Here is a 26,926-nt window from a genome sequence, read left to right as displayed (position 1 = left end):
TTACTTGCTGCCGGTGCCGGAGTTGCGGGTCGAGGCTTGCGGCTTGCGGCGGGCCGTGGTGCTGCGAGCGCGCGGCTCCTTGCCCTGCATGTCCTTGTGGCGCTTGACGGCGCGGCGGATCTGGGCGGCCTGCTTGTGGCGGGTACTCTTGCCATCCTGCTGCAGGTCGACCTTGGACTCGGTCTCGTTGGGCAGGTTGACCAGGCCGCGCAGGTAGTTCACCTCGGGCAGCTTGAGCTCCTGCCAGCCACCGCGGGGGATGCCGCGATCCAGGGTGACGTCACCGTAGCGAATACGCATCAGGCGGCTCACCTGCACTTCCTGGGATTCCCACAGGCGGCGCACTTCACGGTTGCGACCCTCGGTCAGGGTGACGTTGAACCACTGGTTCAGCCCTTCACCGCCGGCCGGTTTGATCTTGTTGAACTTGGCCATGCCGTCTTCCAGCTGCACCCCCTTGCGCAGGCGCTGCAGCATGGCTTCGGTGATCTCGCCAAAGACGCGCACCGCGTATTCCCGCTCCACTTCGTGGCTCGGGTGCATCAGGCGATTCGCCAGCTCACCGTCGGTGGTGAACAGCAAGAGGCCTGAGGTGTTGACGTCGAGGCGACCCACCGCAATCCAGCGGGCCCCGTCCATCTTGGGCAGACGATCAAACACGGTGGGACGACCTTCCGGATCGTGACGGGTACACATCTCCCCTTCGGGCTTGTGGTACGCCAGCACGCGGCAGATCTGCTCCTCGGCCGCACGGGTCTTGACCTGGTGACCATCCACCCGGATCACGGCGTTCACTTCGACGCGATCCCCCAGCATGGCGACCTTGCCATCCACGCTGACCCGACCTGCGGTGATCAGGGCCTCCATCTCACGACGGGAGCCTTGACCCGCGCGGGCCAATACTTTTTGCAGTTTTTCACTCATCGGGTTTACCTGATTGTTGATCGCTGCCCGCTGACATAGCGGACAACATTGACTCCTGTGACGCGCCCTCGGGCATCGTCACCACGTTCATTCTCAAGACGGCCTGCCGCTTATTGACCGTCGCTCCCCTCGCCCAGCATGACCGGCAAGGGGGAGTGCAGTTCGGGATCCAGCTCGGGGAGCTGCTCCAGACTCTGCAGATTGAAATAGTCCAGAAATTCTCGGGTGGTGGCGAGCAGCTCGGGGCGACCCACCACCTCCTTGTGACCTATGCTGCGCACCCAGCCGCGCTCTTTCAGGGTATTGATGATCTGGCTCGATACCGCCACCCCGCGGATGGCTTCTATCTCGGCCCGGGTGATGGGCTGACGATAGGCAATCAGCGTCAGGGTTTCCAACACGGCGCGCGAATAGCGGGGCGCCCGTTCGCTCCACAGGCGCGACAGCTCCTCGGCGTACTCCTGGCGGGCCTGGAAGCGCCAGCCGGAGGCGACCTCCTTGAGCTCCACCCCCCGCTCGCTGTAGTCCTGCCTGAGTTCCGCCAGCAGCAGCTGCACATAGCGGCTGGTGACAGGGTAATCCGAGAGCACCCCGGCCTTGAGCTCGCTCACCGTGAGCGGGCGGCCGGCCACGAACAGCGCCGCCTCGATCAGGGTCTTCAGCCGTTCAGCTGGCAGCGCCATGACGTATCCCTCCCTGAGTCAGGGTCTTGAGTCGTTCAATGGGCAGCGCCACGGTTACCCTCCTCGCCCTGCTCGGCCAATGCAAAATGGATGGGCCCCAGCGGCTCGGCCTGCAGGATCCAGATAAGCTGCTCCTTGCACAGTTCCAGCAGGGCCAGGAAGGTCACCAGCACCCCCATGCGCCCCTCTTCGGCCCGCAGCACCTGCTCGAGCCGCAGGGTCTGGCCCAGAGACAACATGGCGAGGATCTCCGCCATGCGCACCCGGGTCGGGATCTGCTCGCGGCGGATCTGGTGATGTTCAAAATGAGTCGCGCGTTTTACCACACTTTGCATGTAAAGGGCGAGCTCAACCAGCGAAACATCGGGAGCCAGCGGCTTCAAGGCGCCAAAATCCGGTGGCAGGGCGGTGGCGATAAAGATCTCCCGCTCCAGCCTCGGCAAGGCGTTGACCCGCTCTGCGCCCAGCTTGAAGCGCTCGTACTCCTGCAGCCGGCGGATCAGGGTGACGCGAGGGTCTTCCCCCTCCTCCTCGTCTTCCAGCTCCGGGGCCTTGGGCAGCAGCAGGCGGGATTTTATCTCTGCAAGCCAAGCCGCCATCAGCAGGTATTCCGCCGCCAGCTCCAGATTGAGGCCCTGCATCAGCTCCACGTACTCCATGTACTGGGCGGTGATCTGCAGGATAGGCAGGTTCAGGATGTCGAGCTGCTGACGCCGGATGAGGTAGAGCAGCAGATCCAGCGGCCCCTCGAAGGTGTCGAGAAACACCTCGAGCGCATCGGGCGGAATAAACAAATCCTGGGGCAGCTCATGGTAGGGCTGCCCCAGCACTTTCGCGATGGGCGGGGGAAGCAGTACCTCCCCCATCGCACCCGGTGCGATCATCGTCTCGGGTACGGGCTCGGCAGTATCACTCAAACGGCGTCGGATCCCCGGCACCGCGACGGCGCAGCACGGGCTCGTCGTCGGAGAAGTCCACCACAGTAGTGGGTTGCTCACCCAGATAGCCGCCGTTGACCACCAGATCCAGTTGCTTGCCGAGCTTGTCGAAGATCTCTTCCGGGTCGAACTCCGCCATCTCGGAGCCCGGCAGGATCAGGGTGGTGGAGAGCAGCGGCTCACCGAGGGCCTCGAGCAATGCGAGCGCTATATTGTTGGCGGGCACCCGGATGCCGATGGTCTTCTTCTTCTCGTTCATGAGGCGGCGCGGCACCTCCTTGGTGGCCTTGAAGATGAAGGTGTAGGGCCCTGGGGTGTTGTTCTTGACCAGCCGGAAGGCGGTGTTGTCCACCTTGGCGTAGGTGGAGATCTCCGAGAGATCCCGGCACACCAGGGTGAAGTCGTGGTTCGGCTCGATGCGGCGGATGCGGCAGATGCGCTCCAGCGCATCCTTGTTGCCCATCTGGCAGCCCAGGGCGTAACCGGAGTCGGTAGGATAGACGATGACGCCGCCGTTTTGCAGGATCTGCACCGCCTGACCGATGAGGCGAACCTGGGGATTGTCCGGGTGTACGTAAAAATGCTGACTCATATGCTCTTCTCGCGATAGGGGCACACCGGGTGCCCGCTTCATGGTCACGGGCCCCTTGGCCCATGACACTACCTTACCCTGTTTGGCACAGACTCGCCCGCACCAAAGATGCTGGCCCGCCCATTGTGCTCAGCGGCTGGCCAGCAGACTGGCATGCTGCTCCTGGCTGAGCCCAAAGTGATCGGGATGGCCTAACCAGAGCGGTATGCCCTCCTTGGGCAGCCACAGATGGCGGCCCAGCTCGGTCCAGTTGGAGGGGAAGTGAAAATCGGACCCCACCGAGATGTAGAGGTCGTGATCCTTGGCCCACTGACCGAGGTTGGCCCGCTCCTGGGGGCTCTGCTGGGGCAGGGAGACCTCCATGGCATCGCCACCGGCGGCCTTGAAGACCACCAGCAGCCGCTTGATCCACTTGGCGGTGAGATCGTAACGGCTGGGGTGGGCCAGCACCGCCAGCCCGCCCGCGGCATGAATGGCGGCGATGGCCTCCCCCATCTCGGGCCACTCGGCGGGCACATAGCCCTTGTTGCCCCGGCTCAGGTACTTCTTGAATACCTTTTGCATGTTGTCGGCCACCCCGCGCGCCACCAGCACCCGGGCAAAATGGGCACGGGTCACGGCGGCGTCACCGGCGAGCTGCTTGGCCTCTTCATAGGTGCCAGGGATGAGGCACTTCTCCAGACGGCGCCCTATTTCCTGGGCGCGCGCCTCGCGGCGGGCCCGCTGACCGGCCAGGAAGGTGACCAGCTGCGTATTTTTTTCATCCACCCCGAGCGCCACTATGTGGATCTCGTGGTGCTCCCACCCGGTGGAGATCTCGACTCCGCTCACCAGTCGCAGCGGCAACTGTTCGTTCTGGATCGTCTGGCGGACTTCATCAAGCCCGTCAAGGGTGTCGTGGTCAGTGACCGCTAACACTTCCACCCCTTTCTCGGCGGCGCGGCGCACCAGCTCGGCAGGGCTCAGCACACCATCCGAGGCAGTGGTATGACAGTGAAGATCGAATCTCATCGGCTTGTTTCGCTCTCATCAGGGGGCCTGCTTGGGAAAAAGAAGGCAAAAAAGCGACTTGACTTGGCCGCGGCTTTATCGTTTTCTGTAGGCACTTCATTGCAAACATCTTTTTACAGGACTTTATCATGCAAACGACTTCCATCCTGACCATCTGGTGGTGGCACACTCCCTGACATGCGGGCGTGTGGTCGTTGCTGTACCTGTAATCTGACAGCAAATTAAGAACCCAAAGAAAAAGCCCGCTGACCCCAGCGGGCTTTTTTATTATCCGGCAAATGGACCTGTGATGAAACCGACAATTCAGACAAGTGCACTGACATGGCGATGGCGAACTCGCTGACGTGACGAAACCCCCATCCCAATTCGAGAGAAACGCCATGACCATCGGTTACACACAACACATGCAAGGGAAGGCATTATGACAGGCAACAAGACCCGGTTACCACTGGGCGAATTCGATACCATCCGGCTCAATGCCCCTTATGTGACAGATCCCCTGGCGCTCTACACCCGACTCTGCCAGGACAGCCCCAACAACCTGCTGCTGGAATCGGTGGAGATCGACTCCAAGGCCGGCACCCAGAGCCTGCTGCTGGTGGATGCCTGCCTGCGCATCGAATGCCGTGGCCGCACGGTGCGGGTCCGTGCCCTCACCAGCAACGGCGTCCAGTTGCAGCGCCTGCTCGAGCAGCGCCTGAGCGCCGTCATCACCCAGACCCGAGTGGCAGACGAGCTGCAACTCGACTTCCCGGCCTCCGACCGCACCCTTGACGAAGACAGCCGCCTCAAGGGCAGCAGCGTGCTGGACGTGCTGCGCACCCTGCAGCGGGAGCTGCAATGCCAGCAGGGCAAAGAGGCGCTCTTCATGGGCGGCAGCTTCGCCTACGACCTCATCGCCTCCTTTGAAGAGTTGCCAGAAGTGCCTGAAGGAAGCAACGACTGCCCCGACTACTGCTTCTATGTGGCCGAGACCCTGATCACCATCGATCACATCAAGCAGAGCACGGCCCTGCTGGCCTGCCTCTTTGGCGGCGAGCAGGACGAGAGCCAGCTCGATGCGCGTTACACCCAGCTGACCGCCCGCCTCGAGGCCTTCAAGCAGGCCTGCCAGCAGCCGCAACCGGGGGCTCAGGGCGCCAAGCCGCTCACAGGCAACCTCCAGATCGACAAGAGCGACAAGCAGTTCTGCGCCGAGGTGGAGAAGCTCAAGGGCTTTATCCGCCGTGGGGACATCTTCCAGGTGGTGCCGTCCCGCAGTTTCTCCCTGCCCTGCCCCGACCCGCTGGCTGCCTATCGCCGCCTCAAGCAGACCAACCCCAGCCCCTACATGTTCTATGTGCAGGATGAGGGCTTCACCCTGTTTGGCGCCTCCCCGGAGAGCGCGGTCAAATTCTGCGCCGCCAGCCGCCAGGTGGAGATGTACCCCATCGCCGGCACCCGCCGCCGTGGCCTCAACCCCGATGGCAGCATCAATCTGGATCTGGATGGTCGCATCGAGCTCGAGCTGCGCCAGGACGAGAAAGAGGTGGCCGAACACCTGATGCTGGTGGATCTGGGTCGCAATGACATCGCCCGCATCTCCGAGCCCGGCACCCGCTACGTGAAGGATCTGCTCAAAGTGGATCGCTACAGCCACGTGATGCACCTGGTCTCCCGGGTGGTGGGCCGCCTTCGTGCCGACCTTGATGCCCTGCACGCCTATCAGGCCTGCATGAACATGGGCACCCTGACCGGTGCCCCCAAGCTGCGGGCCAGCGAGCTTATCCGCATGGTGGAAGGCAAGCGCCGTGGCAGCTACGGCGGCGCCGTCGGCTACCTCAACGGCGCGGGGGAGATGGACACCTGCATCGTCATCCGCTCCGCCTTCGTGAAAGCGGGCCTGGCCCATGTCCAGGCTGGTGCCGGCGTGGTCTATGACTCCAAGCCCCAGGCCGAAGCGGACGAGACCCGCGCCAAGGCGGCCGCCGTGCTGGCCGCCATCGCCGCCAGCCATGGCACCTCCCTGCAAGCCCTGAGCGCCCAGCAGGAGCAACATAAGGACGTGAGCCATGACTAACATCTTCCTGCTCGACAACTTCGACTCGTTTACCTACAACCTCGTCGATCAGTTCCGCACCCTGGGCTATCCGGTGCGCATCTATCGCAACAGCCTGCCGGCGAGCCGCATCATGCAGGAGATAGAAGCCTGCGACGGCGACGCCGTGCTGGTGCTCTCCCCGGGACCGGGCGCTCCCCACGAGGCCGGTTGCCTCATCGATCTCATCAAGCTGGCTCGCGGCCGGGTGCCCATCCTCGGCATCTGCCTCGGTCATCAGGCCCTGTGCGAAGCCTACGGCGGCACCGTCGGGGCGGCCGGGGAAATCGTCCACGGCAAGCGCTCGCTGATTGAGCACAACGGCCACGGCGCCTTCGCGGGGTTGCCGAGCCCGCTGCCGGTGGCCCGCTACCACTCCCTGGTGGCGACCTATGTGCCGGAGGAGTTGCAGGTGATTGCCCACTATCAAGGCATGCCCATGGCCATAGAGCAACGGGACGAGCGGGTGCTGGGCTTCCAGTTCCACCCGGAATCCATCATGACCTCGGAAGGGGCCCGCCTGCTGACCCAGGCCCTCGCCCACATCACCCGTCCAGAAAGCCACGTGCGGTAAGGAGACCCCATGCATCAACATCTCAACACCCTCTATCAGGGACAGTCTCTCACCCGCGACGCCGCCCGCGACGCCTTCGGCCAGGTGGTCCGTGGCGAAGTGGATCCCATCGTCCTCGCAAGCTTGTTGACTGCTCTCAAGATCAAGGGGGAGACCCCGGAGGAGATCGCCGGCGCCGCCGAGGCGCTGCTGGCGGAGGCCCGTGATTTCCCGCGCCCGGATTATGCGTTCTGCGACATCGTCGGCACAGGTGGCGATGGCCTCAACACCATCAACGTCTCCACCACCTCGGCCCTGGTGGCCGCCGCCTGCGGCCTTAAGGTGGCCAAGCACGGCAACCGCTCGGTCTCGAGCAAATCGGGTTCCAGCGATCTGCTGGACAAGATGGGGATCAAGCTCGACATGAGCCCGGAGCAGGCTCGCCGCTGTCTGGACCAGCTCGGCATCTGCTTCCTGTTCGCCCCCCAGTACCACGCCGGGGTGCGCCACGCCATGCCGGTGCGCCAGGCCTTGAAAACCAGGACGCTATTCAACGTCTTGGGGCCGCTTATCAACCCCGCCCGCCCCAGCTACCAACTGATGGGGGTCTATGCCCCCGAGCTGGTGCGTCCCATCGCAGAAACCCTGCTGGCACTGGGGCTGAAAACCGGTATGGTGGTACACGGCGCGGGGCTGGACGAAGTGGCCATTCACGGACCGACCCAGGTGGCTGAGATCCGTGACGGCGAAATTCGCGAGTACCTGCTCACCCCGGCAGACTTTGGCCTCGAGACCTACCCGGTCAGCGCCATTCAAGGGGGGGAGCCGGAGGAGAATCGCGCCATCACGGACGCCATACTGGCGGGCGAAGGCACCGCGGCCCACAACGCCGCCATCGCCGCCAACGTGGCGCCGCTCTTGGTGATGGCGGGCAAGGCCCCGGACTTCAAGCAGGCGGCCGCGCAGGTGCTGGCCAAGCTTGCAAGCGGTGAAACCCGCCTGCTCGCCCAGGCACTCGCCACCCTGAGCCATCAGGAGGCATGATGTCAGTCACTACTCACGGCAGCCAACAAGGCAGTACCACTCTTAGCAAGGATATCGAGATGCTCGACCCCCTCTCCTCCCCCGATGCCTTCCTGAATCGGGCTTCCATCAACCAGACCATTCTCGGCAAAATCGTGGCCGCCAAGCAGGAGTGGGTCGCGGCCCGCAAGCTGGCCCAGCCCCTGGCGAGCTTCCAGGGCGCTCTGGTGCCAAGCGATCGTGACTTCGAGGGCGAGCTGCGCGCAGGCTCCACCCGCTTCATTCTCGAATGCAAGAAGGCCTCCCCCTCCAAAGGCTTGATCCGCGACGACTTCAGCCCCGAGGCCATCGCCGACATCTATGGCAACTACGCCACCGCCATCTCTGTACTGACCGACGAGCAGTTCTTCCAGGGGGATTTCGCCTTCCTGCCCAGGGTGCGTGCCCGGGTCAAGCAGCCTGTGCTGTGCAAGGACTTCATGATTGACCCCTATCAGGTCTATCTGGCCCGCCACTATCAGGCGGACGCCATCTTGCTGATGCTCTCCGTGCTCACCGACGAGGGCTATCGCGCCCTGTTCAAGGTGGCCAGGGAGCTGGGCCTCGGGGTGCTGACCGAGGTGAGCAATGCAGAGGAGCGGGATCGCGCCCTGGCCCTCGGCGCCCCCGTGATTGGCATCAACAACCGGGATCTGCGGGATCTCAGCGTAGATCTCGCCCGCACCAAGCAGCTGGCCAAAGATATTCCAAGCGATAGGGTGGTCATCAGCGAGTCCGGCATCAACCACCGCGCCCAGGTGGCGGATCTGCGCGCCCATGCCAAGGGCTTCCTGGTGGGCTCCTCCCTGATGAGCGAGCCGGATCTGGAGGCGGCGGTACGCAAGCTTGTCCTGGGTCAGAACAAGTTGTGCGGCCTCACCCGCCCCGAAGATGCCGCCGCCGCCCATCAGGCAGGTGCGGTATTTGGCGGCCTTATCTTCGTGGCCAAGAGCCCGCGCTACGTGGACATCCCCGCCGCCCGCGCCGTCATGGCCGGGGCGCCGCTTAGCTTTGTCGGGGTGTTTCGCAATGCCCAGCCCGCCACCATCGCCAAGACGGTGGAGGCCCTGAACCTTGCCGCCGTGCAACTGCACGGGGATGAAGACGCCGCCTATATCCAGACCCTGCGCGCCCTGCTGCCTGCGGCTTGCCAGATCTGGAAGGCGGTCGGTGTCACGAGCGGCGAGCCGCTGCCCGCCCTCGACTACCCGGCGGATCGCCTGCTGCTGGATACGAAAGTCGGCAGCCAGAGCGGCGGCACAGGTCAGGCGTTCGACTGGGCCATGCTGGCCAATCTCGACAAGAGCAAGCTGATGCTGGCGGGGGGGCTCAATCCCGACAACGCCCTGCAGGCCGCCCGGGTGGGTTGCCTCGGCCTTGATTTCAACTCCGGGGTGGAGAGTGCCCCGGGCCAGAAGGATGCGCACAAGATAGCGGCGGCCTTTGGCGCCCTGCGCCAACTGTAAGAGTGCCCTGCGCGCCCTCTGAACATGCACCAAATTAATGAACTGCGTTTGCCTATAAGCACAAGGAATAATCTATGACTCTGCTCAACCCGTTTTTCGGTGAATTTCGTCGATGACATGTATGTGCCCCAGCCATACGCCTCAGCCCGCCAAGGCTCATACCTGATCTCAATTGCAGAATGTAAAGGAAGATAACCATGACCCTGCTCAATCCGTTTTTTGGTGAATTTGGTGGCATGTATGTGCCCCAGATCCTGATCCCCGCCCTGCTCCAACTGGAGAAGGCCTTCGTCGATGCCAAGGATGACCCGGCCTTCGTTGCCGAGTTTGAGGAGCTGCTCACCGAGTATGCCGGTCGCCCGACCCCCCTCACCCTGACCCGCAATCTGACCAAGGGTACCAAGACCCGCCTTTACCTCAAGCGTGAAGATCTGCTGCACGGCGGCGCCCACAAGACCAACCAGGTGCTGGGTCAGGCCCTGCTCGCCAAGCGCATGGGCAAGCACGAGATCATCGCCGAGACCGGCGCCGGTCAGCACGGTGTGGCAACGGCGCTGGCCTGCGCCCTGCTCGGCCTCAAGTGCCGGGTCTACATGGGTGCCAAGGATTGCGAGCGCCAGAAGCCGAACGTGTTCCGCATGAAGTTGATGGGGGCCACCGTCATTCCTGTGCATTCGGGCTCATCCACCCTGAAAGATGCCTGCAACGAGGCGCTGCGTGACTGGGCTGCCAATTACGACAGCGCCCACTACCTGCTCGGCACCGCCGCCGGCCCTCACCCCTTCCCCACAATCGTGCGGGAGTTCCAGAAGATGATCGGCGAGGAGGCCAAGGCCCAGTGCTTCGAAAAAGAAGAGCGCTTGCCCGACGCCGTGATCGCCTGCGTCGGCGGCGGCTCCAACGCCATCGGCATGTTTGCTGACTTCATTGACAACAAGGAAGTGCGCCTTATCGGGGTCGAACCCGGTGGCCACGGCATAGAGAGCGGCGAACACGGTGCACCCCTGGGTCACGGCAGCAAGGGGGTCTTCTTCGGCATGCACTCCTACCTGATGCAGGACAAACAGGGTCAGATCCAGGAGTCCTACTCCGTCTCGGCGGGGCTCGACTTCCCCTCCGTCGGCCCCCAGCACGCCCACCTGGCCGCCATCGGCCGGGCCGAGTATGTCTCCATCACCGACAAGGAGGCGCTCGACGCCTTCCAGGAGCTGGCCAAATCCGAGGGGATAATCCCTGCGCTGGAGTCCTCCCACGCCCTGGCCCACGCCCTCAAGATGGCCCGCAGTGAACCGGAAAAAGAGCAGGTGCTCATCGTCAACCTCTCCGGTCGTGGCGACAAAGACATCTTCACCGTTGCCGACATTTTCGAGAAAGAAGGAACCCTGTCATGAATCGCTACGCACAACTCTTCTCCCGTCTGGATGTCGCCAATCAGGGCGCCTTCGTGCCGTTCGTGATGCTGGGTGACCCCACCCCCGAACTCTCCCTGGCCATCGTCGATGCCCTGGTCGAAGGGGGCGCCGATGCGCTCGAATTGGGCATTCCCTTCTCCGATCCGGTAGCGGACGGCCCCACCATCCAGGGGGCGGCCCTGCGCGCCTTTGCCAGCCACACCACCCCGGATGACTGCTTCACCCTGCTCGCCCGCATCCGCGCCAAGTACCCAGAGCTGCCCATCGGCCTGCTGGTCTACGCGAATCTCGTTTATGTGCGCCACATCGACGGCTTCTACGAGAAGTGCCAGCAGGCGGGGGTGGACTCGGTGCTGGTGGCCGACGTGCCGGTGCAGATGTGCGCCCCCTACAAGGCGGCGGCCGACAAGTTCGGCATCGACAGCATCTTTATCGCCCCGCCCAACGGTGACACCGAGACCCTTAAAGCGGTGGCCGAGCTTGGCAGCGGTTACACCTACCTGGTGAGCCGCGCCGGCGTGACCGGCGCCGAGACCAAGGCCGGCATGCCGGTGGATGGCCTGATCAACACCTTGCGCGAGTTCAATGCCCCCCCCGCCCTGCTCGGTTTTGGTATCAGCGAACCGGCCCAGGTGCGCGAGGCCATCAAGGCCGGCGCCGCCGGTGCCATCTCCGGCTCCGCCGTGGTGAAGATCATCGAGACCCACCACAAGAACCCGGAGCATATGCTCACTCGTCTGAAGGAGTTTGTGGAAGGGATGAAGGCCGCGACCAATAAGTAGGGGCAGGTATAGGGTCAGATGCCGTTGACCCTGACCAGCCAGCCAGCCAGCCAGCCAGCCAGCCAGCCAGCCAGCCAGCCAGCATAATGGGAGCCCACTTGGGCTCCCTTTTCTATTTATCTCTTTTGCGTCCTATCTCTTTGTCCCCTATCCCTCCGGGAGAGGGCCAGGGTGAGGGGAGTCAGGGCTCCCCGAAGGTTAATGATGTAATGGGGCCCGTAGGTTCGAATAGCGCAGCGTATTCGGACGTTCGCGGAGTTGATGTGGTGGCACCGTAGGGTGCAATAAGCGCAGCGCATTGCACCGCAGGAAATAGTCCGCTCCACGACGACAGACTCTCGCCGGATCCCCGAGCCAGCGGTTGGCCCCTTGATGCGGCTACACCGCATGGGACACGAGGCTTCGCCCTCTACGGAGTTTCGCCCGCCCTTCGGGCCTGGGCGAGTGACTTTGGAAAGACCCGCTCTCTTTGGCAAATCACACCAAAGGTCTTCTCCCCCACTTATTCGCCCGACTGACGTCGGGTTCCTTCGGCTCACCCTCTTGTCCAACGGCACGCGCCGATGGGCCTTTGGCCTGCGCCATCCATGGCTCCGGCCAAAGTCCGCTTCGAACATCCGTGTTCTCGCGCCAAATCGGGTCGAGCTGTGCTCGCCCTTTCCGATTTTGCCCATGGCCCAGCGCCGCTCGCTCGGCATCCTGCCTCGCGGCCTGGACAAGAGGGCTCGCCTCAGCGAATAAGAGGGGGATCAAAACCGTGCCGGCCCTCAGCTTCCGCCTAAACCGCAGATATGCACCCTCTCCCCCTGGGAGAGGGCTGGGGTGAGGGGAGTTTTCGCACTTCTGCTCACCCAACAGCCCACTTAAAACGGCAGTTGCTCACTAATTGATTGAACCAGCTCAGATTTCTATCAACCACCCCTTCCCATGCCTCGTTCAGGGCCCTTAAGATAGCCAAACGACAATTCCTCTCTCGGGAGTGCACCATGACAGCGATTGTTGCAATCTCGCAGGTTAAAAACAGCGAACTGGGGGCTGTCACTCAGGGGCGGTAGCGTGGTTTTTTGTAGGTTGGCGCAGAGCGTAGCGAAGCCCAACAGGCGAGCATTATTGCACCGACCAGATCGGGATAAACAAGGATGTGGCAGATCCGTAAAACAGATTTACAGATATATTCGCGGTAAACGTTGGGCTTCACTTCGTTCAACACCAACCTACGGTTTTTAGCCCAATATACGAAATGATTTATATGGGAGGCTCTACATTCGGATTCGTACCGCCTTCTATCTAATCACTGTCAAAGTTTAGGATACACCTACGCTTGAAAATACCCTCCGTCACTCACTTCAAACGTTTATTTATCTAGGCAGAATATGGAAACATTCGAAATAGCAAGCGAAATATCAGATGCGTCGGTGGCTGCTTCAATTAATGCATTGAATGATGCTTATGATCAGGAAGAGATAAAGATTCTGCTTCCCTACAATTCAGGTGGGTCTGTTGGCGCAGCAATTGATCTTATTAAAGCAATTGCAGCTACTAAAGCCAATGTAATTATTGAACTAGATAGATATGCAATTAGTGCTGCAGCATTTATTTGGGTTTGGTTCTTTTTGCGACCAGAGGCTCATATTAAGGTACAAACAACAGGCCAGCCTGCTGTAATTGTTTATCATCGACCAAGAGTTCCTATTGATGAACATTTGCTATTTTTGGACGATCTTCCAGATGGCCACGAGTTAAGAGCATCCCTACAAAAGTCAACAACTCTATTTGATGACTTGTTTGATGAGCTTATAGCTGCTGTTGGCTATATATCTGATAACGAAAATATTTACACCTACAGCGAGGTGTCAATAAAACACAAATTTAAACACGCTCGTGATGGGTACTACATGAATCAAGACTGTGTTATTCCAGCATAGGTAAGCATATGTTAGATATTTCTTTAACTTCGTTAAAGCCACATATAAAGAAAGACCCAGAAAAAAGTAAAATAGCTTATGCAAAATTAGACCAGCTAAAACAACATGACGAAAAACTGAAAGCCTTATACGCTGAAAAAGGCTTAAAAAAGCCAGAAATAATGGCGCAAATAATTTAACAAGTGCAAGCAGAAGAAGAGCGATTTCGTTTGGTCTCTGCTGCGGACCTTATGCTTTCGTGAGTAAACTAGCTAAATAAGCAAGGAGAATATATGAATCAAATTCAAGTTTACATGCCTCCGCCATCAAACTGGCAAGACTTTCAAATGTTGATCGGCGATATTGCAAAGGTAAAATTTGTAGAATATTCAGTGCAAGAATATGGAAGGCAAGGACAAAGTCAAAATGGCGTAGATGTATATGCAGTAGACATATGGAATAAGTGTATTGGTATCCAATGTAAAGAAACTAAGAATGGTGGGCTGACAGATAAATTAATCGACAAAGAAATAGAGAAGGCTATAGAGTTTACTCCAAAATTAGATTTATTTATCATCGCGACATCTCTCAGAATAGATGCAAGCCTTCAAAAGCATGTGAATATTTTAAACTCATCAGGAAATCTCCCCTTTAAAGTACAGTTAATGTTTTGGGATGATATAAACCAAGAAATAAATAGATCAAGTGCTATAAGAGCAAATGCTTATCAAGCATTTCAAGAACAGTTTGGGCAGTCAGACATTAAAAACCACCTAGCCGCAGTGAGAATAGCATTCGACCGACCTGCATTTAAAGATAACTTTTTACATGAAAGAAATTACGATGACTTTGAACATGCTTTAGTGTTGATGAAAGCTTTTCTAAAGACAGGATTTCTCTATGATAACTGGTCAAGAAATCTTGTTTTTCAAACTGTTCCATCTAGCATGATTGGAGATGAACGCTATCAAAAATTTGTTTGTACTCTTGAGTCAAAATTAGAAAAGATCTATCAGTCTTATCTCAGAGATAAAAGAAAGCTAAAAACCAACCCTTTCCAACTTAGCGAAACAGCTGGGAATTATAATATCAAAAGACGTGACCTGATAGATTTCTTAAACAAAACCTTAAATTATTTTGGAGAACAAGATATTTCAGTTTTCTACTAAAAATAACAAATCTGAGCCAGTGTTTGAGGCGTTAACTAACAAAAGGGTGTGCCAAAAGAAATCGAGTGTACAGATCTAGTTATCACCCGCCACCCCATCAACACCAGCATCATTGCGATCCCCGGCAGCCAGACCCAGTAAAGCTCGGAGAGGATCACCGCTTCACCTCGGGCGGTGAGATAGGCCTCCAGCTTGAAGGGGGCGACCCGGATCAGCTGCCAGGGGGCGAAGAAGCGCTCGTCACGCCACGGCCAAAACCAGCCAACCCCCTTGCCACCTGTGGTGAGCGAATCGAGCAGGCTGTGGGAGAGCAGAGAGACCAACAGAAACGACCAGACGGTGGTGGTGCTGGCCCGAAATTGGCGGTGAAACAGCATGGCCAGAGTGGGCAGGGCAAAGGCGAACAGCAATGAGTGGGTAAAGCCGCGGTGGCCAAAGACATGGCCGTAGGCGACCCCCAGCTTGAAGGCGAGCACATCGGCATCGGGCAGCATGGCGATGGCAACCCCCGCCAGCAGCAGGCGCGGCGGAATAATCCGGCTGCCAAGCCCGAGTCCAAGGCAGAGGGGCACGGCGGCGTGGGTGACTATGGTGGGCATAGGGTGAAGCTCCAACTGAAAACCTGTTCCTACCCTACCCCCGCTCGGTGAAGTGAACATGAAGTGCAATGCTGCTCTGCAAGCGACATCCTCCCTGCCCCTCGGCCATCCCCCAGACCATCCCTAACCACCTTTCTGTTCTAAAAAGTGAACTCCTCTACACTTTTATCTCACAACCAGCACCAGGACCTTAAAAAGTGCACTATCGTACACTTTTGATTGCTGTTTGCTCTTACCATGAGTTAAGGTGTAACAACCTACACTTTTTTCGTGATCATGATGGCAGACGCATCGTTGCAAACCGGCCCGAAAGAACTGGATCCCGCCTCGCTGGGGCTAGCGATCCGCGAGAGACGCAAGGCCGCCAGGATGACCCAGGAGGTGACGGCCTCACTGTGCGGCATCTCCAAGAAGACCCTGATCAAGATTGAAAAGGGGGGTGATGTCTACCTCTCGACCCTGTTACAGGTGATGAAGGCGCTGGGGCTGAGGTTGCAACTGGTGCAAGAAACGGGCTCACAGGTAGCGAGCGGCAACAGCCAACCAGAGGTCGGTGATGATGAGTGGTTCTGAGCACCATCGGCTGGAACTTCGGCTGGGTAATCAGCTGATCGGCCATCTCGAATATGACTCCAGCCGGGATGCGTTTCAGCTCGGCTATACACCTGAGTGGCAGGCGCGCGGATTCCCGCTCTCCCCCCCGCTGGCGCTGGATGGCTCGGCCAGCAGCGCCCAAGTCCGGGCGTATCTCGGCAACTTGCTGCCTGAAAATCGCGGTCTGGACCATCTGATTGAGGCGCTCTCCGTTTCGCGCAGCAATCTCTTTGCCCTGATCCACGGCATCGGCCGCGATGTCTCAGGGGCTGTCACCTTTACCCTGCCCGCAGAGCCCGACGTCCCCACCCATTTTCGCCCCATCACCCCGGAAGAGCTGTTGCTGCGCCTCGATCAGCCCGAGATCTGGCCGCTGGAAGTCTGGGATGGTCGCCCCCGCCTCTCGGTTGCGGGCGTGCAGGCCAAGCTCAACCTGCTGCGACTCGAGGGGACGCTGGGATTTGGCGAGGGCGAGCTCTGTTCCACCCACCTCCTCAAGTTCGAGCATCACCCTCATCTGGTGATCAATGAGTTTGTGACCATGCGACTGGCCGCACTGCTGGGCATGCCGGTGGCACAGGTCGAACTGCACAGGGTAGGTCAAGGCGATAAGTCCCACAGAGGCTTGCTGGTAGAACGGTTCGATCGGCGCCTTGACGAGGATGGCGTGAGGGTGCGCCGTCGCCATATGATCGATGCCTGTCAGGGACTGGGATTTCCCGTGGCCCGAAAATATGAACGCAACTTCGGTGACGGGCGAGATGTGGCCCATATTCGGGAAGGGGTAAGCCTGCCACGGCTGTTCAGTCTCAGCGCCCTCTGTGTCAATCCGGCGCAGGCCAGACTGGACATGCTGCAATGGCTGCTCTTCAACCTCTGCGTCAACAATCACGATGCCCACGGCAAGAACTACAGCTTCTTCGTATCAAAAGCCGGGCTGATGCCCACCCCCTGGTACGATCTGGTCAATGTGGGGCTTTACCCCGAGTTCAACCAGCATCTGGCCATGGCCATCGGCGACGAGTTTGCTCCCGAGGCGGTCAACGCATGGCAGTTGCTGGAGATGGCTGAGGCATGTGAGCTGCCCAAACGCCTGTTGCAACAGACCTTGCACAAGATGGCCAACGACATCCTCCTTCATCTGGATGCCGCCATCGCCATGGTTGAGACAGACAATCCCGCCGAGCTGGCTTATCTGGCAGGCTACCGAGACGACGTTGAGCGCCGTTGCCACCATTTTCAGGAGCAGGCGACGCTGTTGCCCGAGCTGCAACTGTAGCCGGGCCTTGTCCACCCCCATGGGACGCAACCCAGCCTTGAGCCCGTGGCGGGCATTGCCTACAATGACCCACTTTTTATCACACTCAGGTCTATAAAATGAGCGACAACAAACCTGCACTGCCCGACCGTCTGGCGGCCAACCCGCGCAGCCCGCACCATGTGGCGGAGTGCTTCCAGCACGAGATCGGCATTCGCGTGAACGGCAAGGAGCGCACCAATGTCGAGGAGTACTGCATCAGCGAAGGTTGGGTGAAGATCCCCTCCCCCAAGGCCAAGGATCGCTACGGCAACCCCATGCTGATCACCGTCAAGGGTACCGTCGAGGCCTTCTACGCCTAAGCTGCCCTGACAGCGCGCCCCCTGAGGGGTGCGACCCTGTTATTTCAGAGCACCGGCCAAGCGCCGGTGTTCTGCGTTTTGGGCCGGGCCTGGCCCACAGGCGGCCTCTCTTTCTTTCCCTTCATTTCTCTTCCTTTCGCCTTTTCCCTTCCGCCAGGGCGTGATCTGGTTGGTCCTTGCCAAGGCAAGGGCGGCGCGTAGGCCTCCCAGATGTCGCCACGCCAGCTCCCCTCATGTTGAAGGGCGCGGCTTGCCGCCCTGCCAGCGTTGCAGCGCGGCGCCCGCCAGCACCAGCAGAATGCCGAGCAGATCGCTCCCCGCCAGCCGTCCGGCCAGGGCATCGAGCAGTGCGCCCCCCGCCAGCTGGCCCGTGACGATGAGCAGGGCGCAGGCCAGGGCGCCGACCCGGCCTATGGCCCAGCTGCTGATGGCCACGAACAGCGCCCCCAGCACACCGCCGACCAGCAGCCAGGGATCGAGCCCGGCGAGCCGCTCCCAGGGCGCCCCCTTGAGGATGAGCAGGGCGCCGAGCAGCCCAAAGCCGAGCAGGTGGTTGGCAAGGGAAGCCGTCATGGCGCCCCGGGCGCTGGCGAGGCGGCCATTGAGGGTGCGCGACAGGCTCACCGCCACGCCGTTAAGCAGTCCCAGCAGGATCAATATGGTCATGGTGTTTCTCCTAACCGAGTACGATGAGCAGGGCGCCGGCCAGCACCAGCAAGGCGGCGAGCGCGTCCTTTCCCGAGGGGCGGCGGCGGGCCAGCCCGAGCCAGCCGAGGCCATCGCACAGGGCGCCAAACAGCAGCTGGCCGAGCAGCAGCAGGGCCAGGGTGCCCGCCATGCCGAGGGGGGAGTTGAGACAGAGGGCCGCCAGCACCACGGTGAGCGCCCCCGGCAGGCCGCCGAGCCAGGCCCAGGGCGGGGCAGCTTCTGGCTGTGGGGGGCGTGGGGCCAGCCACCACAGGAGCGCGGCCACCAGGGTGCCGACCCCGTGGGCCAGCCAGCTCCCGAGCCAGGGGTCGGTGGCGCGGGCCAGGGCGCCGTTCTGGGCGATCATCAACGCCAGCAGCAGGCCGGCGGCGAAGGCGGCAAGTGCGCCGATGGCCTGGCCAAGTGTCTGGCCGAGGGCGAGGCGTCCGGGGCGGCGGTCGATAAGCGGGGGGATCATGGGGTCACTCCTTGGTTGAACTGAGGAGCAGGGTAAATTGTTTTCGATATGGGGATAATCTACCCTTGTTGAACAACATTGTTTCCACATCGAGAACAACATGAACCAGGATGCCTTCGCCCTGCTCCCCGCCTTCGTCGCCGTGGTGGAGGCGGGCACTTTCTCCGGCGCCGCCCGCCAGCTCGGCCTCAGCAAGTCGGTGCTGAGCAAGAAGGTGAGCCAGCTTGAGCAAACCCTCGGTTGCCAGCTTATCTACCGCACCACCCGCTCCCTCACCCTGACCGAGGCGGGGGAGCGCTACTTCGAGACGGTGCGCCATGCGGTGCGCCTGGCAAGCGAAGGGGAAGATGCCATCGGCGCCCTGCAATCGGCGCCCCGCGGCCTGCTGCGGGTGACTGTGCCCATGGTCTATGGCCGACGCCACATCGCCCCCCTTGTCCCCGAATTTCTCTCCCTCCACCCCGAGGTGCAGTTGCAGCTCGAGATGAGCGATGCCCAGCAGGATCTGGTGGCCGAGGGGTTCGACGTGGCGGTGCGCATCGGCGAGCTGGAGGATTCGAGCCTGGTCGCCCGCCGCCTCGCCCCCTGTCTCAGCACCCTGTGCGCCGCCCCCGCCTACCTGGCACAGGCCGGCACGCCCCGCACCCCGGCCGATCTCGAGCGTCACAACTGCCTCTTCTACTCCCTGTTTCGCGGCGGCACCCAGTGGCGACTGCACGGGCCCGAAGGAGAAGTGGCCATCACCCCCAGGGGCAATTTCGAGGTCAACAACAGCGATGCCATCCACACCGCACTGCTGGCGGGGCTCGGCATCGGCAACATGCCGGACTTCATCGTGGCGCGGGATCTCGCCATCGGCCGACTGGTGCCCGTGCTGCCTGACCATGCCCTGCCCGAGCACGGCATCTGGTGCGTCTATCCCAGGCGCCGCCACCTGCCCGCCAAGGTGGAGGCCTGGCTCGCCTTCCTGCAGGAGCGGCTGGGGCTGCGCTGAGGCGCGCCATCGGGATAACCGGAACGGTTCACGTTTTTTTCATCGGGAAAGGAGTAGAGTAGGCAGCAAACCAAGCATCTGTTTTTATTGGAAAAGCGTTCAGGGGACGAGCCACGGCATCGCGCCCCTCACCCCAGGTGGAGCCCCATGATGAAGAAAACCGCGATTGCCCTGACCCTCACCAGCCTGCTGGCGCTGCCACTCTTTGTCTCATCCGATGCCTGGGCCGCCCCGGTGCGCTCCCTGCAAAAGGAGCAGAACTACGACCAGTACATCAGCAAGCGCCAGGTGGTGGATCAACTGCTGGCGGACGCCGCCCGCATCTTCCACTCCCCCGCCCGGGTCTCCGATGCGGGCTTCACCGCCAAGATGCCGAGCAACATGGAGCAGGTGACCACCCTGCTGCTGGAGACTCATCAGCTCGAGCCCTATCGCACCGATCTGCTCATCTCGGCGGCCAACGCCCAGATCTACAACGGCAACGTGGAGAGGGCCATCGCCCTGTTCGAGCAGGCCCTCACCGCCGCGCCGGACGATCTGGACATCAACACTTATCTCGCCACCTGGCTGCGCTTCAAGGGCGATCAGGCCAAGTCCGATGGCTACGTCAAGCGGGTCGGCGAGCTCAACGCCGGTCGCGCCGCCGATCTGCAGCGGCTGTTCGCCACCGTGGACCGGGTGGTCGCCACCCCCCTCAAGGAGCGTCAGGGACGGGGCGAGAAGAAGGGGCGCCGCGCCATCGTCACTCTGGGCTATGCCCTCAATCCCGATGGCTCCATGAACGATATCCTGCTGGGGCGCCTCGAGACCACCCGCGCCCTGGCCCAGGCCGATCCGGCGGCCCTCGTCATCCTCACCGGCGGCGTGCCCCAGAACCGCCAGACCGAGGGCAAGCTGATGGCGGACTGGCTGGCGAAGAAGGGCATCGACCGCTCCCGCATCATCGAGGAGAACTACGCCACCAGCACGGTGGAGAACGCCCTCTACAGCGGCTATGCCCTCGCCCGCCACGAGATTGAATACGCCACTCTGGTGAGCTCGGCGAGCCACGTGCGCCGGGGCCAGACCCTGCTGGAAATCGCCTGCTGGCAGAGCGGCCCGGCCACTATCCGCATCGACAGCGTCGCCTACCCGGACAAGCCCCTCTCGGCGCTGGCCAAGGCGAGCCCCGAGGAGCTGCTCGGCATCTACCGCGACGCCCTGCGCACCTATGGCCTCTGGAGTTACCGCTCGGCCCCGCTGGTGGAGCGCTGATCCCATGGCATGACGCCCAGTAAAAAGCCCGTCAAATGGCGGGCTTTTTCATCTCTAATGGGCCTGGGTGTCGCTGGCGGGTATCAGCCCTTGAGCGCCAGCCACAATGGTGAAGCCCTCCAAGGCCAGGCGGGCTTTGGGCGCTGGCGGGGTATCAGCCCTTGAGCTCCAGCACTGTGGTGAAGCCCCCGAAGATCATGCGGGCGCCATCGAAGGGCATGGTCTGGTGCATGGGGCTGGCCGGATCCATCCTGGGGTCCTTCATCATCTTGGTCATGGCCTCATCCCGCACCGCCTTGCTCGGCCACTCCACCCAGGAGAAGACCACGGCTTCGTCCTCCTTGGCCGCCACCGCGCGGTAAAAGTCGGTCTGCTTGCCGTGGGGTACGTCATCCCCCCAGCACTCCAGCACCCGGGTGGCGCCATATTCGAGAAAGATGGGGTCAAACAGCCCCGCATGATCGATCAGGGCCTGTTTGTTGACCGTGGGCACAGCGATCACGAATCCGTCTACATATGACATGAGAGGTTCCTCCTGTGGTTGAGGATCTCAGCATAGCAGCCGTGCCCCTGGCCGCCCTCAGAGGGACACCAGCCGTTCCAGATCGCTGCGGGTCAGGCGCTTGCTGTCCACCTTCACGTAGAGGGAGTGCTCCTCGCGCACCAGCAGCACGTCGCTCACTCCGTCGCAGGCGCGGATCCGCTGCTCCAGCGCCGGGGTGGCCTCGACCCCCTCCGGCAGTACGATGCGCAGGCTGCTGACGTAGGGAGGCTCCGCCATGGTGAGGCTGACCCCGAACCAGAGCAGGGCCAGCACGGCGCAGCCGCCAAACACCAGAGGGCCGCCCCCCAGACTGTAGAGCAGGCCCCCGAGGCTGCCGCCGATGGCAACCCCGAGGAACTGGCTGGTGGAGTAGACCCCCATGGCGGTCCCCTTGTAACCCGGCGGGGACTCCTTGCTGATCAGCGACGGCAGCAGCGCCTCCATCACGTTGAAGCCGACAAAGAAGAGCTGCAGCCCGGCGAGCAGACCCCAGAGCTGCAGACCTGCCTGCCAGAGCACCAGCTCGGCGGCCAGCATCACCAGCACGCACCCGATGAAGACCCGCTTCATCTGGCGGTGCTTCTCGGCATAGATGATGAAGGGCACCACACTCACGAAGGCGACCAGCATGGTGACCAGATAGGCCTGCCACTGGTGCTCCCGAGCCAGCCCCGCTTGTTCGAGCAGGGGCGGCAGCGCCACGAAGCTCGACATCAGCAGGGTGTGAACGCAGAGGATGCCGAGGTTGAGCTTGAGCAGGCGCGGATTGGTGAGCACGGTGCGAAAACCGCCGCGCACCATGGCGGACTCGCGATTCTGCAGGTGAGCCGCCGGGGTCGGCACCACCCAGATCACCATGGCGATGGCCGCCAGCGCCAGCAGGGCGATGAGCCAGAACAGCCCGGAGAGTCCCACCGCCTGGGTGATCAGGGGGCCTGTCACCATGGCGATGGCAAAGGTGATGCCAAAGCTCACCCCGATGAAGGCCATGGCCTTGGTGCGATTCTGCTCCCGGGTGAGATCCGACAAGAGCGCCATGACGGCGGCGGAGATGGCGCCGCTCCCCTGCAGGGCGCGCCCGACGATAACCCCCCAGATGGAGTCGCTCAGGGCGGCGATGACACTGCCTGCCGCAAACATCAGCAGGCCGCCGACGATGAGGGGCTTGCGGCCGATGCGATCGGAGAGCAGGCCGAAGGGGATCTGGAACAGCGCCTGGGTCATGCCGTAGATGCCGATGGCAAGACCGATGAGCGCCTCCGAGGCACCCGCCAGGGACATGCCGTAGGTGGTCAGCACCGGCAGGACCATAAACATGCCGAGCATGCGCAACGAGAAGACGGAGCCGAGCGCCCAGGTCGCGCGGCGCTCGCCCCTCGTCATGGTGAAATCATTCATGATGGCCTCGATAGGTCAGGGAGAGGAGACAGATAGGGGCGGATGACAAGGCACGCCACACCCGAAAAAGCCGACAAGGTGCCCCGTGGGGCGGGCCTCATAATAACAGAGCCGGGAAGGTTCCCGGCTCTGGATTTCATGTATTTAGGGGTGCAGTTCACACTATCAGGGCAGCATGCTCACCAGCACGGGCGCTGCGTCCGGCTGGAAGTCCACCGACATCATCACGCTCAGACAGGTGAAGATGATGACGACGATGGAGAACATGTCAGCTCCAGCCTCAGGGCAGCATGCTCACCAGCACGGGCGCTGCGTCCGGCTGGAAGTCCACCGACATCATCACGCTCAGGCAGGTGATGGTGACGATGGAGAACATGAACAGCTTGCGCGCCCAGAGGGAGTCATCCACCGCCGCCTTGTAGCCAGACAGCGCCATCCCCAGCCACCAGACGCTCACCGCGGTGGCGACGATCAGGTACTTGTAACCGGCGTAACCGCCGAGGAACAGCATCAGGGTCGGCACCATGAACGCCAGTATGTAGAGGGTGATGTGGTGCTTGGCCACAGAAATGCCCTTCACCACCGGCAACACGGGTATGTTGGCGGCCTGGTAATCCTTGAAGCGGAAGATGGCAATCGCATAGGAGTGCGGCATCTGCCACAGGCTGAAGATCGCCAGCAGGATAAGCGCCCCCGAGTCGAACTGGCCGCTCACCGCGCAGTAGCCGATGACGGGTGGCGCGGCGCCAGAGAGGCTGCCGACCAGGGTGCCATAGACAGAGTGACGCTTCATGTAGAGGCTGTAGACCCCCACATAAACCAGGAAGCCCAGCACCGCCAGCAAGGCGGCCAACGGGTTGGCCGCAAAGTAGAGCAGTGCAATGCCCGCAACGCCCAGCGCCGTCGCATACCAGAGCGAGACGCCCGGCGCGATCAACCCCTTCACCAGGGCGCGGTTCTTGGTGCGCTCCATGATGCAGTCGATGTCCCGGTCGATGTAGTTGTTGAACACGCAACCGGAGGCCACCACCAGTGACACCCCCACCATGGTCAGGATGAACAGGGGCACATCCAGGCTCCCCTTCGAGGCCAGCAGGAAGCCGCCGATAACCGAGATGAGGTTACCGAAGATGATGCCCGGCTTGGTCACTTGCAGGTATTGCTTCATCATCACATCAACCCGCTCAGTGAACCATCATGTTGATGTTGAGGTTGTACATGATCCACAGGGAACCCACGACCACGATGGCGATGATGAGCACGGTAAAGACCAGTGCCACCAGGTTCCAGCGCTCCTCGGAGGAGGTGTTCATGTGCAGGAAGTAGATCAGGTGCACGAAGATCTGCACCACCGCCATGCCGACCACGGTGCCGAGCACCATGGCATGGGACGCGGAGCCATCCATCACCATCCAGAACGGGATTGCGGTCAAGATGAGTGACAGCACGAAGCCTGTCATGTAGGACTTGACGCTGCCGTGGCTGGCGCCGTGATTGTCAACGGAATGAGTGCTCATTTACATGACCCCCTTCAGATAGGTTCTGACACTGTCGTGGCTGGCACAGTCAATATTGTCAACGGAATGACTCATTTACATGACCCCCATCAGATAAACCACGGTGAAGACGCAGATCCACACCACGTCCAGGAAGTGCCAGAACAGGCTCAGGCACATCAGGCGAGTGCGGTTGCGCTCGGTCAGCCCCTTCTTGGTGATCAGGACCATCATCACGATGATCCAGATAAGGCCGCTGGTGACGTGGATACCGTGGGTACCGACCAGGGTGAAGAAGGCGGACAGGAAGCCGCTGCGATCCGGGCCCACATCATTGACGATTAGATGATGGAACTCGTAGATCTCCATGGCGATGAAGCCAGCGCCAAGAATGAAGGTGACCAGCAGCCAGGTGTTGACCGCCGAGACCTTGTTCTTGTTCATGGCCAGCATGCCGAACCCGAAGGTGATGGAGCTCAGCAGCAGCAGCATGGTTTCGGCGAACACGAACGGCAGTTCGAAGATGTCCTTGCCGGTGGGGCCGCCGGCAGTGCCGTTGACCAGGACTGCATAGGTTGCGAACAGGGTCGCGAACAGGATGCAGTCACTCATCAGGTAGATCCAGAAGCCGAACACCTTGGTGGCACCGGCATCATGGTGCCCATCCTCATGGGCACCGTGAGAGTGATGTAGAACGTCAGTCGCCATGGAGTTAAGCCACCTTGTTGATATTGTCGAAATGCTGACCTTCGATGCGCTCGATCTCGTCAACCTGTACGTAGTAGTCCACATCGTCGTTGAAGCTGTGGATGATCCAGGTGGCGATCATGCCGACGAAGCCGGCGATGGCCATCCACCAGATGTGCCAGATCATGGCAAAGCCAAACACCACGCTGAAGGCGGCGATGATGACACCGGCACCTGAGTTCTTCGGCATGTGGATGGGAGCGTACTTGGCCGGCTGGCGATAGGCGCTGCCGTCCTCTTTCGCTTCCCAGAAGGCGTCCAGACCGGTCACCTTGGGCTCGATGGCGAAGTTGTAGAAGGGCGGCGGAGAGGAGGTGGCCCACTCCAGGGTACGGCCACCCCAGGGATCGCCGGTCCAGTCACGGTTCTTCTCGCGGTCACGGATACTGACCACGACCTGGATCAGCTGGCACAAGACACCGATGGCGATGAGGCCGGCGCCGCAGGCGGCAACCACCAGCCAGCCGTGGAACTCGGGATCGATGTTCTGGCTGACACGACGGGTCATGCCCATGAAGCCCAGCACGTAGAGCGGCATGAAGGCCACGAAGAAGCCGGTGATCCAGAACCAGAACGCACGCTTGCCCCAGACGTCATCGAGCTTGAAGCCGAACGCTTTCGGGAACCAGTAGGTGATACCGGCGAAGCAACCGAACACCACGCCGCCGATGATGACGTTGTGGAAGTGGGCAATCAGGAACAGGCTGTTGTGCAGCACGAAGTTGGCGGCCGGCACGGAGAGCAGTACCCCTGTCATGCCACCCACGGTAAAGGTGATGATGAAGCCGACGGTCCACAGCATGGGCGAGGTGAACTCGATGCGACCGCGGTACATGGTGAACAGCCAGTTGAAGATCTTCACCCCGGTCGGGATGGAGATGATCATGGTGGTGATGCCGAAGAAGGCATTCACGTTGGCGCCAGACCCCATGGTGAAGAAGTGGTGCAGCCAGACCACGAAGGAGAGCACTGTGATTGCCACGGTCGCCCACACCAGGGAGGTGTAGCCGAACAGCTTCTTCTTGCAGAAGGTCGCCACCACTTCGGAGAAGATCCCGAACACCGGCAGCACCAGGATATACACCTCGGGGTGACCCCAGGCCCAGATCAGGTTGATGTACATCATCATGTTGCCACCCATGTCATTGGTAAAGAAATGGGTACCCAGATAGCGGTCTGCGGTGAGCAGGGCGATGGTGACGGTCAGGATCGGGAAGGAGGCGATGATCAGGATGTTGGCGCACAGGGCGGTCCAGGTGAAGACCGGCAGACGCATCATGGTCATGCCGGGGGCACGCATCCGGATGATGGTGGCAAAGAAGTTCACGCCGGTCAGCAGGGTACCTAACCCTGAAATCTGCAGACTCCAGATCCAGTAATCGACCCCGACCCCGGGACTGAACTCCAGCCCCGACAAGGGCGGATAGGCCAGCCAGCCGGTCTGGGCGAATTCACCGACCCCGAGGGAGACGTTGATCAGCACCACGGCCGCGGCGGTAAACCAGAAGCTCAGGTTGTTCAGGAAGGGGAAGGCGACGTCACGGGCACCGATCTGCAGCGGCACGACGATGTTCATCAGGCCGATCACCAGCGGCATGGCCACGAAGAAGATCATGATGACGCCGTGGGCGGTGAAGATCTGATCGTAGTGGTGCGCGTTCAGGTAGCCTTCGCTACCGGCGGAGGCCATGACCTGCTGACCACGCATCATGACCGCATCGGCGAAGCCGCGCAGCAGCATGACCATGCCCAGAATGAGATACATGATACCGAGGCGCTTGTGGTCTACCGAGGTGAACCACTCTTTCCACAGATATTGCCACTTGCCGTAATAAGTGATGAGACCGGCAAGCGCCAGCCCACCCAAGATGATACCGGCTATCGTGACCATGATGATGGGTTCATGGTACGGAACAGCCTCGAGTGTCAATTTTCCAAACAT

The 26,926-nt window shown here is 60.9% G+C and carries 28 protein-coding genes; 14 read left to right on the top strand and 14 right to left on the bottom strand.

Annotated elements, in window-relative coordinates:
- From rluB to ACB039_RS13735, 5 genes are all read right to left on the bottom strand, one after another.
- Positions 1-924: a 23S rRNA pseudouridine(2605) synthase RluB gene (gene rluB / locus ACB039_RS13755; protein ID WP_005323472.1), complete on the bottom strand. Its 924-nt coding sequence runs from the start codon at positions 922-924 to the stop codon at positions 1-3.
- Between the two features lie 110 nt (positions 925-1,034).
- Positions 1,035-1,607, bottom strand: coding sequence for an SMC-Scp complex subunit ScpB (scpB, locus tag ACB039_RS13750; RefSeq protein WP_139750969.1), 573 nt, complete (start codon positions 1,605-1,607; stop codon positions 1,035-1,037).
- Between the two features lie 35 nt (positions 1,608-1,642).
- Positions 1,643-2,524, bottom strand: coding sequence for a ScpA family protein (locus tag ACB039_RS13745; protein ID WP_218409293.1), 882 nt, complete (start codon positions 2,522-2,524; stop codon positions 1,643-1,645).
- Complete coding sequence (locus tag ACB039_RS13740) at positions 2,517-3,137, bottom strand: L-threonylcarbamoyladenylate synthase (protein ID WP_005323475.1); 621 nt, start codon at positions 3,135-3,137, stop codon at positions 2,517-2,519. Before ACB039_RS13740 ends, ACB039_RS13745 begins: the two co-directional genes overlap by 8 nt.
- 129 nt (positions 3,138-3,266) lie before the next feature.
- Positions 3,267-4,148 (bottom strand): PHP domain-containing protein, encoded by an 882-nt coding sequence (locus ACB039_RS13735; RefSeq protein WP_317842294.1) that lies wholly within the window; start codon positions 4,146-4,148, stop codon positions 3,267-3,269.
- A 421-nt stretch (positions 4,149-4,569) separates the two neighbouring features.
- Between ACB039_RS13735 and ACB039_RS13730 the strand changes: the two genes are divergently transcribed.
- The 9 genes from ACB039_RS13730 (at position 4,570) to ACB039_RS13690 (ending at position 14,573) form a co-directional block, all read left to right on the top strand.
- Positions 4,570-6,207 (top strand): anthranilate synthase component 1, encoded by a 1,638-nt coding sequence (locus tag ACB039_RS13730; protein WP_371165888.1) that lies wholly within the window; start codon positions 4,570-4,572, stop codon positions 6,205-6,207.
- Positions 6,200-6,799, top strand: coding sequence for an aminodeoxychorismate/anthranilate synthase component II (locus ACB039_RS13725; protein WP_005323478.1), 600 nt, complete (start codon positions 6,200-6,202; stop codon positions 6,797-6,799). The genes ACB039_RS13730 and ACB039_RS13725 overlap by 8 nt, the downstream gene beginning before the upstream one ends.
- Positions 6,800-6,808: 9 nt before the next feature.
- The gene (gene trpD, locus ACB039_RS13720; RefSeq protein ID WP_371165887.1) at positions 6,809-7,822 is read left to right on the top strand and encodes an anthranilate phosphoribosyltransferase; all 1,014 of its coding nucleotides are present in this window, start codon (positions 6,809-6,811) and stop codon (positions 7,820-7,822) included.
- The gene (gene trpCF / locus ACB039_RS13715) at positions 7,819-9,306 is read left to right on the top strand and encodes a bifunctional indole-3-glycerol-phosphate synthase TrpC/phosphoribosylanthranilate isomerase TrpF (RefSeq protein WP_371165886.1); all 1,488 of its coding nucleotides are present in this window, start codon (positions 7,819-7,821) and stop codon (positions 9,304-9,306) included. The genes trpD and trpCF overlap by 4 nt, the downstream gene beginning before the upstream one ends.
- 197 nt (positions 9,307-9,503) lie before the next feature.
- The gene (gene trpB, locus ACB039_RS13710) at positions 9,504-10,697 is read left to right on the top strand and encodes a tryptophan synthase subunit beta (protein ID WP_371165885.1); all 1,194 of its coding nucleotides are present in this window, start codon (positions 9,504-9,506) and stop codon (positions 10,695-10,697) included.
- The gene (gene trpA / locus ACB039_RS13705; protein ID WP_371165884.1) at positions 10,694-11,500 is read left to right on the top strand and encodes a tryptophan synthase subunit alpha; all 807 of its coding nucleotides are present in this window, start codon (positions 10,694-10,696) and stop codon (positions 11,498-11,500) included. The genes trpB and trpA overlap by 4 nt, the downstream gene beginning before the upstream one ends.
- A 1,373-nt stretch (positions 11,501-12,873) precedes the next feature.
- Positions 12,874-13,425: a hypothetical protein gene (locus tag ACB039_RS13700; protein WP_371165883.1), complete on the top strand. Its 552-nt coding sequence runs from the start codon at positions 12,874-12,876 to the stop codon at positions 13,423-13,425.
- An 8-nt stretch (positions 13,426-13,433) separates the two neighbouring features.
- A complete protein-coding gene (locus tag ACB039_RS13695; protein ID WP_371165882.1) occupies positions 13,434-13,604 on the top strand; it encodes a hypothetical protein in 171 nt (56 codons plus the stop codon).
- A gap of 93 nt (positions 13,605-13,697) precedes the next feature.
- Entirely contained in the window at positions 13,698-14,573 is an 876-nt protein-coding gene (locus tag ACB039_RS13690) for a hypothetical protein (protein WP_371165881.1), read from the top strand.
- A gap of 35 nt (positions 14,574-14,608) precedes the next feature.
- Here the strand turns inward: ACB039_RS13690 and ACB039_RS13685 are convergent, their stop codons facing one another.
- On the bottom strand, positions 14,609-15,172 hold the full coding sequence (locus ACB039_RS13685) for a metal-dependent hydrolase (protein ID WP_371165880.1): 564 nt from the start codon (positions 15,170-15,172) through the stop codon (positions 14,609-14,611).
- A 279-nt stretch (positions 15,173-15,451) separates the two neighbouring features.
- Between ACB039_RS13685 and ACB039_RS13680 the strand changes: the two genes are divergently transcribed.
- From ACB039_RS13680 to ACB039_RS13670, 3 genes are all read left to right on the top strand, one after another.
- Positions 15,452-15,745, top strand: a complete 294-nt coding sequence (locus tag ACB039_RS13680; protein WP_232301917.1) for a helix-turn-helix domain-containing protein — start codon at positions 15,452-15,454, stop codon at positions 15,743-15,745.
- A complete protein-coding gene (locus ACB039_RS13675) occupies positions 15,729-17,045 on the top strand; it encodes a HipA domain-containing protein (protein ID WP_371165879.1) in 1,317 nt (438 codons plus the stop codon). Before ACB039_RS13680 ends, ACB039_RS13675 begins: the two co-directional genes overlap by 17 nt.
- A gap of 98 nt (positions 17,046-17,143) precedes the next feature.
- Positions 17,144-17,386 (top strand): DUF3297 family protein, encoded by a 243-nt coding sequence (locus tag ACB039_RS13670; protein ID WP_005302916.1) that lies wholly within the window; start codon positions 17,144-17,146, stop codon positions 17,384-17,386.
- A gap of 231 nt (positions 17,387-17,617) precedes the next feature.
- On the opposite strand, the gene ACB039_RS13665 is transcribed toward ACB039_RS13670, so the two are convergent.
- Entirely contained in the window at positions 17,618-18,052 is a 435-nt protein-coding gene (locus ACB039_RS13665) for a DMT family transporter (protein WP_371165878.1), read from the bottom strand.
- A gap of 10 nt (positions 18,053-18,062) precedes the next feature.
- On the bottom strand, positions 18,063-18,551 hold the full coding sequence (locus ACB039_RS13660; RefSeq protein ID WP_371165877.1) for a DMT family transporter: 489 nt from the start codon (positions 18,549-18,551) through the stop codon (positions 18,063-18,065).
- 100 nt (positions 18,552-18,651) lie between these two features.
- Between ACB039_RS13660 and ACB039_RS13655 the strand changes: the two genes are divergently transcribed.
- Positions 18,652-19,545 carry a LysR family transcriptional regulator gene (locus ACB039_RS13655; protein ID WP_371165876.1) on the top strand — a complete coding sequence of 298 codons (894 nt, stop codon included), beginning with the start codon at positions 18,652-18,654 and terminating at the stop codon, positions 19,543-19,545.
- Positions 19,546-19,695: 150 nt separating this feature from the next.
- Positions 19,696-20,799, top strand: coding sequence for an ElyC/SanA/YdcF family protein (locus tag ACB039_RS13650; RefSeq protein ID WP_371165895.1), 1,104 nt, complete (start codon positions 19,696-19,698; stop codon positions 20,797-20,799).
- A 154-nt stretch (positions 20,800-20,953) separates the two neighbouring features.
- Here ACB039_RS13650 and ACB039_RS13645 read toward each other — a convergent pair whose 3' ends face one another.
- The 6 genes from ACB039_RS13645 to cyoB form a co-directional block, all read right to left on the bottom strand.
- Positions 20,954-21,322 (bottom strand): DUF1428 domain-containing protein, encoded by a 369-nt coding sequence (locus ACB039_RS13645; RefSeq protein ID WP_043133720.1) that lies wholly within the window; start codon positions 21,320-21,322, stop codon positions 20,954-20,956.
- A 57-nt stretch (positions 21,323-21,379) separates the two neighbouring features.
- A complete protein-coding gene (locus tag ACB039_RS13640) occupies positions 21,380-22,741 on the bottom strand; it encodes an MFS transporter (RefSeq protein ID WP_317842285.1) in 1,362 nt (453 codons plus the stop codon).
- 280 nt (positions 22,742-23,021) lie between these two features.
- A complete protein-coding gene (gene cyoE / locus ACB039_RS13635; RefSeq protein ID WP_139751821.1) occupies positions 23,022-23,915 on the bottom strand; it encodes a heme o synthase in 894 nt (297 codons plus the stop codon).
- 10 nt (positions 23,916-23,925) lie between these two features.
- A complete protein-coding gene (locus ACB039_RS13630; RefSeq protein ID WP_371165875.1) occupies positions 23,926-24,258 on the bottom strand; it encodes a cytochrome o ubiquinol oxidase subunit IV in 333 nt (110 codons plus the stop codon).
- 75 nt (positions 24,259-24,333) lie between these two features.
- Complete coding sequence (locus ACB039_RS13625) at positions 24,334-25,029, bottom strand: cytochrome o ubiquinol oxidase subunit III (protein WP_371165874.1); 696 nt, start codon at positions 25,027-25,029, stop codon at positions 24,334-24,336.
- Positions 24,950-26,926, bottom strand: coding sequence for a cytochrome o ubiquinol oxidase subunit I (cyoB, locus tag ACB039_RS13620; RefSeq protein ID WP_139436392.1), 1,977 nt, complete (start codon positions 26,924-26,926; stop codon positions 24,950-24,952). Before cyoB ends, ACB039_RS13625 begins: the two co-directional genes overlap by 80 nt.

Source organism: Aeromonas sp. S2(2024), from assembly GCF_041402505.1.
In the GTDB taxonomy this organism is placed as follows: Bacteria; Pseudomonadota; Gammaproteobacteria; order Enterobacterales; family Aeromonadaceae; genus Aeromonas; species Aeromonas media.
This window is presented reverse-complemented; position numbering and strand designations above follow the sequence as displayed.

Excerpts from the sequence above, each read along its gene's own strand:
- rluB (WP_005323472.1), bottom strand. The coding sequence starts at position 924 with ATGAGTGAAAAACTGCAAAAAGTATTGGCCCGCGCGGGTCAAGGCTCC.
- scpB (WP_139750969.1), bottom strand. The coding sequence starts at position 1,607 with ATGGCGCTGCCAGCTGAACGGCTGAAGACCCTGATCGAGGCGGCGCTG.
- ACB039_RS13740 (WP_005323475.1), bottom strand. The coding sequence starts at position 3,137 with ATGAGTCAGCATTTTTACGTACACCCGGACAATCCCCAGGTTCGCCTC.
- ACB039_RS13735 (WP_317842294.1), bottom strand. The coding sequence starts at position 4,148 with ATGAGATTCGATCTTCACTGTCATACCACTGCCTCGGATGGTGTGCTG.
- ACB039_RS13730 (WP_371165888.1), top strand. The coding sequence starts at position 4,570 with ATGACAGGCAACAAGACCCGGTTACCACTGGGCGAATTCGATACCATC.
- ACB039_RS13725 (WP_005323478.1), top strand. The coding sequence starts at position 6,200 with ATGACTAACATCTTCCTGCTCGACAACTTCGACTCGTTTACCTACAAC.
- trpD (WP_371165887.1), top strand. The coding sequence starts at position 6,809 with ATGCATCAACATCTCAACACCCTCTATCAGGGACAGTCTCTCACCCGC.
- trpCF (WP_371165886.1), top strand. The coding sequence starts at position 7,819 with ATGATGTCAGTCACTACTCACGGCAGCCAACAAGGCAGTACCACTCTT.
- trpB (WP_371165885.1), top strand. The coding sequence starts at position 9,504 with ATGACCCTGCTCAATCCGTTTTTTGGTGAATTTGGTGGCATGTATGTG.
- trpA (WP_371165884.1), top strand. The coding sequence starts at position 10,694 with ATGAATCGCTACGCACAACTCTTCTCCCGTCTGGATGTCGCCAATCAG.
- ACB039_RS13700 (WP_371165883.1), top strand. The coding sequence starts at position 12,874 with ATGGAAACATTCGAAATAGCAAGCGAAATATCAGATGCGTCGGTGGCT.
- ACB039_RS13695 (WP_371165882.1), top strand. The coding sequence starts at position 13,434 with ATGTTAGATATTTCTTTAACTTCGTTAAAGCCACATATAAAGAAAGAC.
- ACB039_RS13690 (WP_371165881.1), top strand. The coding sequence starts at position 13,698 with ATGAATCAAATTCAAGTTTACATGCCTCCGCCATCAAACTGGCAAGAC.
- ACB039_RS13685 (WP_371165880.1), bottom strand. The coding sequence starts at position 15,172 with ATGCCCACCATAGTCACCCACGCCGCCGTGCCCCTCTGCCTTGGACTC.
- ACB039_RS13680 (WP_232301917.1), top strand. The coding sequence starts at position 15,452 with ATGGCAGACGCATCGTTGCAAACCGGCCCGAAAGAACTGGATCCCGCC.
- ACB039_RS13675 (WP_371165879.1), top strand. The coding sequence starts at position 15,729 with ATGATGAGTGGTTCTGAGCACCATCGGCTGGAACTTCGGCTGGGTAAT.
- ACB039_RS13670 (WP_005302916.1), top strand. The coding sequence starts at position 17,144 with ATGAGCGACAACAAACCTGCACTGCCCGACCGTCTGGCGGCCAACCCG.
- ACB039_RS13665 (WP_371165878.1), bottom strand. The coding sequence starts at position 18,052 with ATGACCATATTGATCCTGCTGGGACTGCTTAACGGCGTGGCGGTGAGC.
- ACB039_RS13660 (WP_371165877.1), bottom strand. The coding sequence starts at position 18,551 with ATGATCCCCCCGCTTATCGACCGCCGCCCCGGACGCCTCGCCCTCGGC.
- ACB039_RS13655 (WP_371165876.1), top strand. The coding sequence starts at position 18,652 with ATGAACCAGGATGCCTTCGCCCTGCTCCCCGCCTTCGTCGCCGTGGTG.
- ACB039_RS13650 (WP_371165895.1), top strand. The coding sequence starts at position 19,696 with ATGAAGAAAACCGCGATTGCCCTGACCCTCACCAGCCTGCTGGCGCTG.
- ACB039_RS13645 (WP_043133720.1), bottom strand. The coding sequence starts at position 21,322 with ATGTCATATGTAGACGGATTCGTGATCGCTGTGCCCACGGTCAACAAA.
- ACB039_RS13640 (WP_317842285.1), bottom strand. The coding sequence starts at position 22,741 with ATGAATGATTTCACCATGACGAGGGGCGAGCGCCGCGCGACCTGGGCG.
- ACB039_RS13630 (WP_371165875.1), bottom strand. The coding sequence starts at position 24,258 with ATGAGCACTCATTCCGTTGACAATCACGGCGCCAGCCACGGCAGCGTC.
- ACB039_RS13625 (WP_371165874.1), bottom strand. The coding sequence starts at position 25,029 with ATGTGGACTACTACGTACAGGTTGACGAGATCGAGCGCATCGAAGGTC.
- cyoB (WP_139436392.1), bottom strand. The coding sequence starts at position 26,926 with ATGTTTGGAAAATTGACACTCGAGGCTGTTCCGTACCATGAACCCATC.